The following is a 12423-nucleotide window of genomic DNA, read 5'->3' on the forward strand; positions in this document are numbered from 1 at the left end:
AAAGTACCCCCATGCCCACGGCCCCATGCCCTCTGCTCTAAGTACCTATTTCCCCATCCATTTTTTAAAATCACTCACCTTTTCTCGGCTCACGAGGGCTTCCTTGTCGAGCGGGGGGCGCAGCGTGAGCGCCAGGCGGTTGCCGAAGTAAGGCTGCATTTGCTCCACGGCCTGATGCGTAACGATAAGGCTGCGGCTCACCCGAAAAAACAGCTCCGGGTCCAGGGCGTCGGCCAGCTCGTCGAGGGTGTAGTCTACCAGGAATTTTTGGCCCGAGTAGCTCCGGAAAAAGCTGAAGCGCTCGTCGGTAAAGAAGTAGGCAATCTCCGAAACCTCCACCGAGAGCAGCCGCTGGCCCTGCCGCACCAGGAAGCGCTTGCGGTAGGTTTTGGGTTGCTGCTGGTTTTGCCATGCCCGCAGCACGTTTTCCAGGTTAACGGGCAGGGTACTTGCGCTGGGCTCGGCCTGGTGGCGGGTGGTGAGGTCGTGGAATTTCTTCAGGCTGCGCTGTAAATCTTCCCGCTGCACGGGCTTGAGCAGGTAGTCGATGCTGCTTACCTTGAAGGCCTGGAGAGCGTATTCGTCGTACGAAGTCGTAAAAACTACCGTGCTGAATACATCCACGCGTTCAAAGATCTCGAAGCTCTGGCCGTCGGCCAGCTCAATGTCCATAAAAATCAGGTCGGGCTCGGGCTGGCTACTGGCGCGGTTGGTTTGGAGCCACAGCACCGTTTCGTCAATGCTGGCCATACTCCCCAGCACCACGAGGCTGGGCTCTATTTCGTGCAGGAGCTTGGTGAGCTTCCGGACGGCTAGTTCTTCGTCTTCAACAATCAGGACGTTCATGCGTAATCAGTGTCTTGGGTTAGAAGGGGTAATGTAATGGTAAAGTGCTTGGCGGTTTCTTCAATAAAAAGTTCGTTTCGGGACAGCAGCTCGTAGCGGGCCTTGATATTGGCCAGCCCTATGTGGTTCGACTCCACGCGGGAGGTTTTGCGCTGGAGGTTGTTGCTGACCCGCAGCTGCCCTTCCGCAGTGGTAGTAATGGTAATGCAAAGGGGCCTGGTAGCCAGGATCGTATTGTGCTTGACGGCGTTTTCTACCAGCATTTGCAGCGTCAGCGGCGGCAGCTGGTAGTGTAGGTAGGGGTGATCTACCGCCACCTCCACCCGCAGCCCCGGTCCGTGCCGGGTTTTGAGTAAGTGGTAGTACGACTGAATAAAGGCCAGCTCCACCGACAGCGGGGTCAGCTCCTGGTCGTTGGTTTGGAGCAGATACCGGTACACCTTAGCCATTTCGTCCACAAAGCGCTCGGCCCGCTGCGGCTCGTCGGCGATGAGTGACGAAAGCGAGTTGAGGCTATTGAACAAAAAATGCGGACTGATCTGATTTTTTAGGCTCTGGAGCTGGCCTTGCAGGCTGGCTTTTTTGAGCGACTCCTTGCTGAGTTTACTTTCTTTCCATTTTTCCAGTAAATAAAATACCTCGTAGATCAGCACTAGCCCCACGATGGCCACAACATCAAATAGATAAACCGAGCATACCGTGTCGTAGGTAAGCTGGGAACCGAAGAGCTGAAACCGAATAAAAAGCCAGGTATAAACCAGCAGGAACAAACCCGAAAGTACCATGAAAGCCAGCAGGGTGAGAAAGGCCCGCAGGAGGGTTTGCCGCATGTTGGGCAAAAAGCGACCAATCGCGTCGGCGGCCCAGTCGTGCGTAATGAAGGCTAGGGTAGTCAAGAGCCACACAAACAAAGTACCCCCCAGGAAGGTTTTCCAGTGCTGGATGTAGGGCGTGCCGATGAGGAAGTAGCTGATCAAAGGCACAAACCAAGGTACCAGCAGCGAGTAGGTCCACTGGCTGCGGGGGCTGAGCCGGAGCCAGCGGCGGTAGGGTAGGGAGCGGGGCTTTTTCATAAAGTACGGATCAACGGCAACTCCACGGTAAAGTACTGTTCAGTGGCCTCCACCCGAAGGGGCGCGCCCGTCAGGAGTTGGTAGCGGGCGGTGAGCGTAGCCAGTCCGGCCTGGTTGAGCGGCACGCGCAGGGAGCGTTTTTGCAAATTATTTCTTACCTGAAGTTGCTCCGCAATGGTGATGCGCACCTCCACGCGCAGCGGCCGGGCGGCTGACACCACGTTGTGCTTGATGGCGTTGTCGAGCAGGGTCTGGAGCGTCAGGGCCGGTAGGCGATACGGCCGGGCGGTATCGTTTATATAAAGGCGTAGCTCAAAGCCCGCCCCGTAGCGGGTTTGTAGCAGATACGCGTACGACTGCACAAAGCGCAGCTCGGCGTCCAAGGTAGTGAGGCCGTCGCTTCTGGTGCGGGTAGGCCCTGCCTGCAGGAGGTACCGGTACACGTTGGCCATTTCGTCCACAAAGCGCTCGGCCTGCGCCTGGTCGTCGCCGATCAGCACCGAAAGCGAGTTGAGGCTATTGAAAAGAAAGTGCGGATTGACCTGCTGCTTTACTTCGTCGAGCTGCGACTGCAGATGCTGGTGCTCCAGCTGCTGAAACTCCAGCTGATTGACGCGCCACTGCTGAAACGCGTACACACTTTCGCTAACACCCGCCAGGATGATCGTCGCCACCGTGACGCCGACCAAAAGCCAGGTAGCTTGGGTAGCCTGGTAGCGGAAACCATAAAGCCGCCCGGCGTCAAACGCCAGCATACTGAGCTGGGTATAGGCCAGGCCCAGCGGCACAAAAAACAAAATGTGCAAAAGCACCCGCCGGGGAGAGTGCTGCGGCTCCGGGAAGCGCCGGACGATCCACCGGCTCAGGGCTTTAAGTACCCGCGTGGCCAGGGCCACCAGCGCCAGCAGGATGAGGGAAGCTCCAAACCCTACCTGCCAGCTGGCCAGGTAGGTACTTCCCCAAAGAAAGTACCCCCCCAGCGGGACTAGCCACGGCACCACAAACAGGCCCGTTACCCAGTAAAGGGTATTCCGTCGGAGCTGCTTACGGAGCCAGGTAAAAAAGGGGCGCTTCATCAAGGGGGAGTTTTCACGCCAGCAAAAATAGGGTAGTTTGGTAATTCATCCGGGCCAAACCGCCACCAATTGCCGCAACGACTGACTGAAATGCCGGAAAGTACTTTTCAATTGGAAAGTACCTACCGCCCGAAAGGTACCTACTTGGTTTTTATTCGAGCACGGGCTTGCTGGCGAGCGAAGGTAGTGAGGCGGGAGCAGGGGTACTTTCGGGGATGTAGCGCTTGAAGAAGCTCCCGATTTTCAGGCTGATAACCCCCAGAACGGCCTCTTTGAAAATACCCGGCGACATCTTGGATTCGCCCTTGGTCCGGTCCGTAAAGATGATAGGTACTTCCGTCAGCCTGAAGCCGTACTTCCAGGTGTCAAATTTCATCTCGATCTGGAAGGCGTAGCCCACAAAGCGGATGCGGTCGAGCTGGAGGGTTTCCAGGACCCGGCGGTGATAGCACACAAAACCCGCCGTGGGGTCCATGATGGGCATGCCCGTAATAAAGCGCACGTAGTGGCCCGCAAAGTACGACATCAGTACCCGGCCCATGGGCCAGTTGACCACGTTGACGCCCTTGATGTACCTCGACCCGATCGCCATGTCGTTTCCTTCTTCCCGACAAGCCAGGTAGAGCCGCACCAGATCCTCGGGGTTGTGGGAAAAATCGGCGTCCATTTCAAAAATATATTCGTAACCGCGCGCCAGCGCCCACCGGAACCCGTGGATGTAAGCGGTACCCAGGCCCAGCTTGCCGCGCCGCTCCTGCAGGTACAGGCGGTCCGCAAAAGTACCTTGCAGCTCTTTTACCTTCAGCGCGGTGCCGTCGGGCGAGCCGTCGTCTACGATGAGTACATCAAAAGGATGCGGCAGGCTAAGTACCTTCCGGATGATGGCCTCGATGTTTTCAATCTCATTGTAGGTCGGGATGATGACGATGCAGTTGCTCACAGCGCGGTCTTTTTTTGGGTTTACAGCAGGTAAAGTAGTACTTAAAAGGTACTTGCATAGGCTAACAAGCCAGCGCTTAAAACGATTCCCTCCAACACCCGCTCAGGGGCGATTGAGGGCGCTTTTAAGTTTTTTTAAGAAAAGGGCAGAGTGGATTTTTTAGATTTTAATGCTGTTGGTTTTTTCGCGAGCTTCGATTTTAGTCCTCACTTTTTCGTAAATCCGCGCCATGTACCCAGGGTTTGCGATGTAAAATTCGTAGCTCTGGCGGTAAGCGAGGGTATCTACGTCGTGCTTTTTCCAGATCTGCTGCTGGAGCCGGTTGTAAACCATCACCGACGAATCCAGGGAGCTGAGCCGCATCCGGGTCACCCGAGCCTCCGCCACGTGGATGTCGGCCAGCACGGCGGCCATTTTATCTTCGGAAAGAATGTGGCGGGGAGGCTTCTCCTCGGCGCTGCATCCGGCCATGAACCAGAGCAGCAGCAACCAAGCCAGGCCCCGCGGCGGGAAATACGTACTCGGACGCTTCATCATAAACAAATTACCTATCTTTGTTTTATATGCTCAACGCCACAAAGGTCGTGAATCTTTCGTAGAACCACTCTTTTCTATGTTTGAACAATTTTTGACAAAACTTCGAAAGTACGAGATTCGGATGCGCAAGGCGGTCAACAGCGAGCGCCACGGCAACTTCCATTCTGTTTTTAAGGGCTCGGGGCTGGAATTTGACGACCTCCGGCAGTACCAATATGGCGACGACGTGCGGGCTATCGACTGGAACACCTCCGCCAAGGGGCATGGTACCTACGTGAAGATATTCAAGGAAGAAAAGGAGCAGACGGTATTTTTTATGGTGGACGTGAGCGCCTCGCAGGAAGTCGGCGACGCCAGCCGCCTCAAGATCGACGCCTCCAAAGAAATATGCGGCGTGCTGACGCTGGCGGCCATCCAGGAAGCCAGCCGCGTGGGACTGCTCTGTTTTTCGGACCAGAAGGAACGTTACATCCGGCCTTCCGACGGCATGAAACACGGCTACGGCCTCCTGTCGGAGCTGTTTAAGCTACAGCCCGAGTCGCCCCGAACCAACCTTTCGGAGTCCATTTTGCTGGCTTTGAACATCCTGAGGCGGCGCAGCCTGGTGTTTCTCATCTCTGATTTTATTGATACCAACTATGAACACAACCTGAAGGCTCTGGCCCGTAAGCACGACCTGGTGGTGATCCACGTGCACGACCAGCGCGAGACCAACCTGCCGCGCCTGGGTATCTTGCCGGTGTATGACGCCGAGCGGCAAAGCAGGGTGTGGGTGAATACGTCCTCGCCCCGCTACCGAACCCAAATGCGGGAGCGGTTTGCCAAGCGTCGCCTTGAGCTGGAGCGTCTGTGTCGGCAAAACCGCGCCAACTACCTCTCGCTGGACGCCCGCGAAGACTACGTACCCGCCCTGATTCGTTTGTTCAGGGTCAGGCGCTACGTCAAAGGGGCCATGTGAGCAAGGGCGTAATGGAGTAAAAATCTGATCGTTCATTTCATTCTGTTTCTTTTTGCAATTCGTACCACCACATAGTTATTTAGTAGTTCGGACGACCCGCGCGCCATGGCGGCGGTGGGGCTTGCTGTTGCTGGGGGTACTTGGTGCGCTTACCAGCCGGGCCCAGCTCGGCCAGCCGCAGGGCCAGTTCCTGACCGATACCGTCGAGGTAGGAAAGCCGTTTTGGTACGCCCTCAGCTTTCGCCACCGCCCCGACCAGGAAGTATTTTTTCCGGACACTACCTACCATTTTGCTCCCTTTGAGGTCCTGGAGCAAGACTACTTCCTTACCCGCACCGACTCTAGCGGTAGCCTGGATAGTACCATTTACAAGCTTGTTATCTTTGAAGTAGCGCCCTTGCAGCCCTTTACGCTGCCGGTTTTTCTGCTGGCCGAAAACGATTGTACCCAGGTACTTGCCCCCGTTGATACGGTATTTGTTCGGCGGATGGCGGGGGTAGCCGAGGCCGATTCGCTGCGTAGGGAGGTGGCCGTACTGCCGCTGCGTCGGCAGTTCAACTATTCTATCTTTTTTGGGGTAGTGGGAGTGCTAGGTACCCTGAGTTTTGGGATTTACTGGTTGTTTGGGAGGAGTATCGCCCGGCAGTGGCAGGTATTTTTGCTCCAGCGCCGCCACAGCGATTTCCTCCGTAACTTCAATCGCCTCAACCGCAGTACGCGGGAAAGCGGCCGGACCTCCGAGGCCGAAAAAGCCGTGATTGTGTGGAAAAAGTACCTGGAACGACTCGAACAAAAGCCTTTTGCCACCTACACCACCCGCGAGATCGTAGACAACATCCCCGACGAAGCCCTGGAAAAAGCCTTGCGCGACATCGATGGCATTATATACGGGCAGGGGAAATCAAAAAACATAGAAATGTCGCTACAGGTACTTCGCTCCGTGGCCCTGCGCGCGTACCGGCAGCGGCGGCGGGAAATAACAATGATTGATAAAACGGGCGTATAAATGATGGAGCCATGGTTTTCGTTACGGTGTTTTGGCTGGGAAACGCTGCGTTCCTACCACTGGGTGTACCCGTACTTTCTGTACGCCCTGCCCGGCGTACTCCTGCTGTTTTTGCTCCGAGCGGCCTTTCACCGCAGCGCCAAGCAACACCTGGCCCTACCTTACGAAGCCACCCGTACTTCCAACGATTGGCTCACGCGCCTGCGGTTTGTGCAGCCGGTCAGTGCCGCCCTGGCGCTGTGTCTGATCCTGGTAGCGCTGGCTCGCCCACAGGTAATTACCGAACGCACCGACCGCTACTCGGAGGGCATCGACATCATGCTGCTGTTGGATATATCTGATTCTATGCTGGAAAAAGACCTGCAGCCCAACCGGCTGGTAGCAGCCCGGCAGGTAGCAAAAGACTTTATTCAGGGGCGCATCCAGGATCGCATCGGGCTCATTATTTTTGCCGGCGAGGCGTTTTCGCTTTGTCCGCTCACGACCGATTACCGCCTCCTGGACGGGTTTCTGGACGACCTCCGGCCCGAGATGATTCGTACCGCCGGTACGGCTATTGGCAGTGCGCTGGCCGTGACGATCAACCGCATGAGGGACTCTCCCAGCGACAGCAAGGTGGCGATTCTGATCTCCGATGGGGATAATACGTCGGGCAATCTGGATCCGATCACGGCGGCCCGGCTTGCCAAGGCATTTGGGGTAAAAATCTACACCATTGCCGTGGGAAATGCCCTCCGGCGGCCTTCAACGACCGACAGCCTGAACGTCTCGCGGGCCCTGGTGGATGAAAGTGAACTACAGGCTATTGCGAATGTGGGCGAGGGGAAGTACTTTCTGGCTACCGACAATAACGCTCTGAGCTCCGTTTTTGAGCAAATAAACCAGCTTGAAAAAGTAAAGTACCGCGATGTACTGTACCGCGAAGTAACCGACTACTACCGCATGTACCTCTACTGGGCAGTCCTTTTCCTGCTGCTGGCCCTGGCTACCAAAAGTACTTTTATGTCCAATATTCTGGAAGATTGATGTTACGCTCGTACTATAACAAAGAAGTAGTGGAGGCCGGCCTGGACGAAGTAGGACGGGGCTGCCTGGCGGGGCCGGTTGTGGCGGCAGCGGTGATACTACCTGCCGACTACGAACATCCCTTCTTGACGGATTCGAAGCTATTGACCAAAGAACAACGGGAGGTACTTCGTGACCTAATCCTGGCCGATGCCTTAGCCTGGGCCGTGGCCGAAGTCTCCAACCAGGAAATAGACCGGATCAATATTTTACAGGCGAGTTTTCTGGCGATGCACCGGGCCGTAGATCAGCTGGTGGTCCGGCCTGAGCACCTGCTGGTGGACGGCAATCGGTTTGTACCCTACCCGCTGATCCCCCATACCTGCATCGTCAAGGGCGACTCCAAGTACCTCTCCATTGCGGCGGCCTCCATTTTGGCCAAGACGCATCGAGACGCCCTCATGGAGCGCCTGGCCGCCGACTACCCCCACTACGGCTGGGAGCGGAACGTAGGATACCCTACGCCCCACCACCGCCGGGCTATTGATGAATACGGCCTTTGTCCGCACCACCGCCTGAGTTTTCGGTTACGAAAAGGATAATGTATCCTGAATATCCCGGTCATCCAGGAGCTCGCGGACCTTCCGCCGCGTGATTTCCACGGCCAGTCCGTACAGAATATGCCCGCTAAATTCGCTGGATACAAACTTGGCCGGGCGTTGCAGCGGCCAGGGCTCGGCATTGAGCATGGGTAGTACCGAGCCGTGCGTAGCGCCGTAGAGCGCCAGTCCCAGCGGACTACCCGCGCCCTTCTGCGCCTGGGGTACTAGCTCGGCTACAGCGCCGTACAGCGCACCAATGCCCGTACCAAAGGCCCAGTGGATAGACTGCTCCACGATAGGTTTACTGCTTTCCGGCACCGGCCCTCCTACGGTTTGTTCTTTGACGCGGTCGGCCAGCACGAGGGGCGGGGAGGTGGTATCTTCGGGGCGTGCGGGTGCAAATTCTTCCCACAGGGTTTTTACGGCAGTACCTACCAGTCCCGCAATGGCACCGGCCAGTAGCCCTTTCCAAACATTTTGAGTCATCGTCGTAGCGCTTTATGGAGTTAGAGTAGAAATCGGGGAATTCCCGCTGCGACTCCCTAAAAAAGCGTACCCAAAAGAAGGATCGCCAGAAAGTATTTTTTAGGCTCGGGGCTTTTTGTACAAAGGTACCGTGCTACAGGGCTCACCGAACATCAGGCTTTGGACGAGGGGCCTTAGCAAACGCGAAATTTCAACGTAGGCCGACGTAGGTACCGGATGCTTGCTGCATCCTTTCACCACAACCCGCTTCCCTCGGAATTCTTCCAGATCGAGCCGCGCTATGGCTTCAAAGAAGAGCTTGTCTTCCAGGGTACTTAAGTCGCCAAAAACGACGGTATGTGCGTGGGGCTCCAGCTGAGTAGCCAGCAGCATGTACGCCCAGGTAGGTACTATGGCGTCTTCGCTACACGTAATGGCCACATTTTTGCCTGTGTACTGCGTCCAATCGTGGGTTTTTAAAAACTCCCGAAAATCCTTTTCCCGCAGGATCAAACCCTGAAAGAGATTGTCTTTCAAATCGTACACGACGCGCTCTCCGGGGTGGTAGTACGCTTCCAGGTCGAGCGAAAGGAGGCCGCTGCTGGCTACTCGGTTCACAATTTCTTCGGTTTCCATACTTGTATTTAGGGCTGGGTTACTCGTAAGTACCCAACGCAAGCCAACTCAGAAATGTTCGCGGAGGTACCTAGGCATCGACCGCCTGAGCGGAGTCAGTTGGGAGGGAGCGGGGCTGGGTACCCATGAAGTCTTTGAGGTAGTAGGGCTCGAAGGTAACCACATCCTCAAACTCCGCCCGCAGGAATGCCTCCGTAGCCAACGTACCTACCGTGCGGGCGGAGGGATGGAGGGGCTCGGATAGAAAGTGGGCGTGGGGGTGAGTACCCAATACGGGCTGGCATTTGGCGGCTCCATCGCCAAAAAACACAATCGGGTACTTTTCCAAAAGCGTGCCGAAGGAGTCGGCCTGTACCACAACGGCCTGCGTAGGAAGTATGGTTTGGAGCCGGGTGTCGAACACGGTGGCGTAGACCTCCATGCGGCGTGCGTCGAGCATGGGGCACAGCAGGTACCCTTGGGTACTTGCGTTATCCTCATAAAAGGTACTTAGCTGCCGGGCCATGGCCGCCAGCGTATTGATGCCAATCAGGGGCTTGTCCAGGGCGTAGCAAAGTCCTTTGGCCGTTGATACGGCCACGCGTAGGCCGGTATAGGAGCCGGGCCCTTTGGCCACGGCAATGGCGTCGAGGTCGTGGAGGGCGAAGCCCGCGTTCTGGACGGTACTTTGGATAAGCGTCGTGAGCATGGACGACGACGAGCGGTCGGTATGCAGGTCACAGGCCGAGAGCAGCGCACCGTCCTGGTGAAGGGCCGCCGAGCAGCCCTTCGTAGAAGAATCAAGGCTAAGTATGAGCATACGCTGGGGTACTACCGATCGGCTACTTTTTTGCCTGGAGGATGTCGCGGTAGCGATTCATGTCGGTAAAAAGGTTCAGGGCCGCTTTCATTTCCACATCGGTACCAAAAGAAGCTTCCTTCACGCCCCTTTCGAGGTAGTAATGTTTAATGATTTCTTCTTCCAGGAGCCCTTTGATCTCGGCTTTGTAGAGCTGCAAGTCGTTATCCTTGCTGTGCGAAAGTTTGGATTTGAGCGCTTTAAGCTGATCCTGAATCACGTCGATGGATTTTTCCTTTTTGGCCGAAGCTTCCAGTGCGTACAGGTCTTTTTCCACCTGGGTCGTGTAGTCGTAGTCTTTGTCTTTAAGCCACTTCACGTAGTCCTGGTACTCGCTGTCGGAGAGGTGAAACTCGCGGGCGGGCTTGATGGTAGGGTGCTCGAAGTGGTACTTAACGGCGTAGTCGAAGAAGAGGCGCTTGCGGGCCAGTGAGGTAGCCAGGGGCGAATGGTTCTCTTTTTCGGTAATGATGTCGGGCCGAATACCGCCACCGTCGTACACGGTACGGCCGTTTTGGGTTTTGAATTCGGTCATGAGGGAGTCAGGTACCTTGCCTACGCTGCCGTCTTCGTTGCGGTGGCTGTAATCAATCGCCTGGATGCAGCGGCCGCTGGGAATGTAGTACTTGGCCGTCGTGATTTTCATTTTGGTGTTGTACGAAAGGTCGCGAGTCGTTTGTACGAGGCCTTTCCCGTAGGTTTGCTGACCTATAAGTACCCCCCGGTCGTAATCCTGAATCACCCCGGATACGATCTCGGCAGCCGAGGCGCTGCGGTTGTTGGTCAATACCACGATCGGAATCTCGGTATCGAGGGCCGGATTATAGGCCGAGTACGCTTTGTTCCATTCGGTCACTTTTCCTTTGGTAGAAACAATCTCTTCGCCTTTGGGAATAAAAATATTGGAGATTTCGATCGCCATATTCAGCAATCCACCCGGGTTTTCGCGCAGGTCCAGCACCACTTTCTTCATGCCTTTTCCTTTCAGCTCCTGGAAAGCATTACGTACCTCGCGCGAGGCCGTAGCCGTAAAATCTTTCAGGTCAATGTAGCCTACTTCGTCGTTGATCATGCCGTAGTAGGGTACGTTGGTCATTTTTACCACGTCGCGGTTGACGATAATTTCCAGGGGCTTCTGAATGCCGTAGCGCTTCACGGTCAGCTTCACGCTGCTGTTGGTTTGGCCTTTAAGGAGCCGTCCGGGGTCGTTTTCGCGGAGCGTCGTCAGGTCCACGCCGTCTATTTTTATGATTTGGTCGCCCAGCTGCAGGCCCGCCTTTTGGGCGGGGGTATCTTCGTACACCATCATGATGGTATGCGTGCCCTCCGCGGAGTTCACCAGCGCGCCGATGCCGTTGTACTTGCCGGTAGTCATGGTCATGTAGTCCTCGATGTCGTCCTCGGCGTAGTAGACCGTGTAGGGGTCCAGGGAGCGCAACATGCCATCGATGCTACTTTTGATGAGCCGGTTCGGATTGATGTCGTCTACGTAGTAGGCGTTCAGCTCCTTGAAGAGCGTCGCGTAAATATCCAGATTCCGGGCAATTTCGAAGAGCCGGTCATCCTGCTTGAACGAAACGAACAGAAGCCCTGCCACCACCGGAATCGCCAGCCAAAGGGAGCGCACGTATTTTTTCATGAAATAAAGCGAATTTAATAAGATCCAGGATGATTCAAGAAGCCGACGAAGTACTGGCCAGCCGGGCAAGTACCTTTTTCATAGACTTTTCAATAACGTCATAAGTTGCTTTTTCTTTTGCAAGATACAAAAAAGCGAGGTACGTTGGACGGGAGGCCGCTGGGAGTTCGTGCAGAATATGCTTGTTGAGGCGGTACGCTTCGCGGCAGCGGCGGCGAACGAGGTTGCGATCCACGGCGCGTTTGAAAGTACGCCGCGAGATGGAGAAAAGTACCTGGGGGAGCTCGGAGGGAGGGGCCGGATCGACGAAGTAAAGTACCCGAAAAGGAAAGAGGTAGAACGTTTGGATTTCCGTACTACCTCTTTGAAAAAGCCTACCGATGACTCGGTGATTGCTTAAGCGTTCGTCTTTGCCAAAAGTTTGTTTCAAGTCCGTACTGGTTGGGGGTAGTTTGTCAGTTTGAGAATCAACGAACTTAACAAACGGTAGAACCACTCAAACTTGCCAACTTTTACTATTGCTTGTGACGTTTCTCGTCCGATACAGAAAGCTTCCAACGGCCTTTTTTGCGGCGCGAGGTTAACACTTTGCGGCCGTTGGCGGATGACATGCGCTCACGGAAGCCGTGCTTGTTTCTTCTCTTGCGGTTCGAAGGTTGGTATGTACGTTTCATTTCTTTACCTTATATTATTGTATTAGAGTACTCTACAGTCTGCTATTTCTGATTTTGGCTTGCAAAGGTATAAAAACTTAAGCGGTATGACAAACGCCTTCGCGTTATTTTTATTTGCGTTAAAAAGC

At 55.3% G+C, this 12423-nt stretch carries 15 protein-coding genes; 4 read left to right on the plus strand and 11 right to left on the minus strand.

The window, feature by feature from the left end; genetic code table 11:
* Positions 1-45 precede the first annotated feature (45 nt).
* The 5 genes from HNQ92_RS02905 to HNQ92_RS02925 all read right to left on the minus strand — a co-directional run bounded on the left by HNQ92_RS02905 (position 46) and on the right by HNQ92_RS02925 (position 4472).
* Positions 46-846, minus strand: a complete 801-nt coding sequence (locus tag HNQ92_RS02905; RefSeq protein ID WP_184170654.1) for a LytR/AlgR family response regulator transcription factor — start codon at positions 844-846, stop codon at positions 46-48.
* Positions 843-1919, minus strand: coding sequence for a sensor histidine kinase (locus HNQ92_RS02910; RefSeq protein ID WP_184170657.1), 1077 nt, complete (start codon positions 1917-1919; stop codon positions 843-845). Before HNQ92_RS02910 ends, HNQ92_RS02905 begins: the two co-directional genes overlap by 4 nt.
* Positions 1916-2995, minus strand: coding sequence for a sensor histidine kinase (locus tag HNQ92_RS02915; protein ID WP_184170660.1), 1080 nt, complete (start codon positions 2993-2995; stop codon positions 1916-1918). The genes HNQ92_RS02910 and HNQ92_RS02915 overlap by 4 nt, the downstream gene beginning before the upstream one ends.
* Positions 2996-3146: 151 nt before the next feature.
* Positions 3147-3935, minus strand: coding sequence for a glycosyltransferase (locus tag HNQ92_RS02920; protein ID WP_184170663.1), 789 nt, complete (start codon positions 3933-3935; stop codon positions 3147-3149).
* A gap of 159 nt (positions 3936-4094) precedes the next feature.
* On the minus strand, positions 4095-4472 hold the full coding sequence (locus HNQ92_RS02925) for a DUF4296 domain-containing protein (RefSeq protein WP_246439532.1): 378 nt from the start codon (positions 4470-4472) through the stop codon (positions 4095-4097).
* 76 nt (positions 4473-4548) lie between these two features.
* Between HNQ92_RS02925 and HNQ92_RS02930 the strand changes: the two genes are divergently transcribed.
* Genes HNQ92_RS02930 through HNQ92_RS02945 form a run of 4 tightly spaced genes read left to right on the plus strand, consistent with a single transcriptional unit; the run spans position 4549 to position 8043 of the window.
* Positions 4549-5430 (plus strand): DUF58 domain-containing protein, encoded by an 882-nt coding sequence (locus HNQ92_RS02930; RefSeq protein WP_184170666.1) that lies wholly within the window; start codon positions 4549-4551, stop codon positions 5428-5430.
* A 52-nt stretch (positions 5431-5482) separates the two neighbouring features.
* Complete coding sequence (locus HNQ92_RS02935) at positions 5483-6436, plus strand: hypothetical protein (protein ID WP_246439534.1); 954 nt, start codon at positions 5483-5485, stop codon at positions 6434-6436.
* Entirely contained in the window at positions 6437-7462 is a 1026-nt protein-coding gene (locus HNQ92_RS02940) for a VWA domain-containing protein (RefSeq protein ID WP_425504272.1), read from the plus strand.
* Positions 7462-8043 (plus strand): ribonuclease HII, encoded by a 582-nt coding sequence (locus tag HNQ92_RS02945; RefSeq protein ID WP_184170669.1) that lies wholly within the window; start codon positions 7462-7464, stop codon positions 8041-8043. The genes HNQ92_RS02940 and HNQ92_RS02945 overlap by 1 nt, the downstream gene beginning before the upstream one ends.
* Here HNQ92_RS02945 and HNQ92_RS02950 read toward each other — a convergent pair.
* The 6 genes from HNQ92_RS02950 to rpmH form a co-directional block, all read right to left on the minus strand.
* Positions 8029-8529, minus strand: a complete 501-nt coding sequence (locus HNQ92_RS02950) for a DUF1440 domain-containing protein (RefSeq protein ID WP_184170672.1) — start codon at positions 8527-8529, stop codon at positions 8029-8031. The genes HNQ92_RS02945 and HNQ92_RS02950 overlap by 15 nt on opposite strands.
* Positions 8530-8628: 99 nt before the next feature.
* Positions 8629-9144 (minus strand): DUF2480 family protein, encoded by a 516-nt coding sequence (locus tag HNQ92_RS02955; protein WP_184170675.1) that lies wholly within the window; start codon positions 9142-9144, stop codon positions 8629-8631.
* Between the two features lie 70 nt (positions 9145-9214).
* The gene (gene tsaB / locus HNQ92_RS02960) at positions 9215-9943 is read right to left on the minus strand and encodes a tRNA (adenosine(37)-N6)-threonylcarbamoyltransferase complex dimerization subunit type 1 TsaB (RefSeq protein WP_184170678.1); all 729 of its coding nucleotides are present in this window, start codon (positions 9941-9943) and stop codon (positions 9215-9217) included.
* Positions 9944-9965: 22 nt separating this feature from the next.
* A complete protein-coding gene (locus tag HNQ92_RS02965; RefSeq protein WP_184170681.1) occupies positions 9966-11621 on the minus strand; it encodes a S41 family peptidase in 1656 nt (551 codons plus the stop codon).
* Positions 11622-11655: 34 nt separating this feature from the next.
* Positions 11656-12051 (minus strand): ribonuclease P protein component, encoded by a 396-nt coding sequence (locus tag HNQ92_RS02970; RefSeq protein ID WP_184170684.1) that lies wholly within the window; start codon positions 12049-12051, stop codon positions 11656-11658.
* 85 nt (positions 12052-12136) lie between these two features.
* Complete coding sequence (rpmH, locus tag HNQ92_RS02975) at positions 12137-12295, minus strand: 50S ribosomal protein L34 (RefSeq protein WP_184170687.1); 159 nt, start codon at positions 12293-12295, stop codon at positions 12137-12139.
* Positions 12296-12423 lie beyond the last annotated feature (128 nt).

Source organism: Rhabdobacter roseus (genome assembly GCF_014202275.1).
Taxonomy (GTDB): domain Bacteria; phylum Bacteroidota; class Bacteroidia; order Cytophagales; family Spirosomataceae; genus Rhabdobacter; species Rhabdobacter roseus.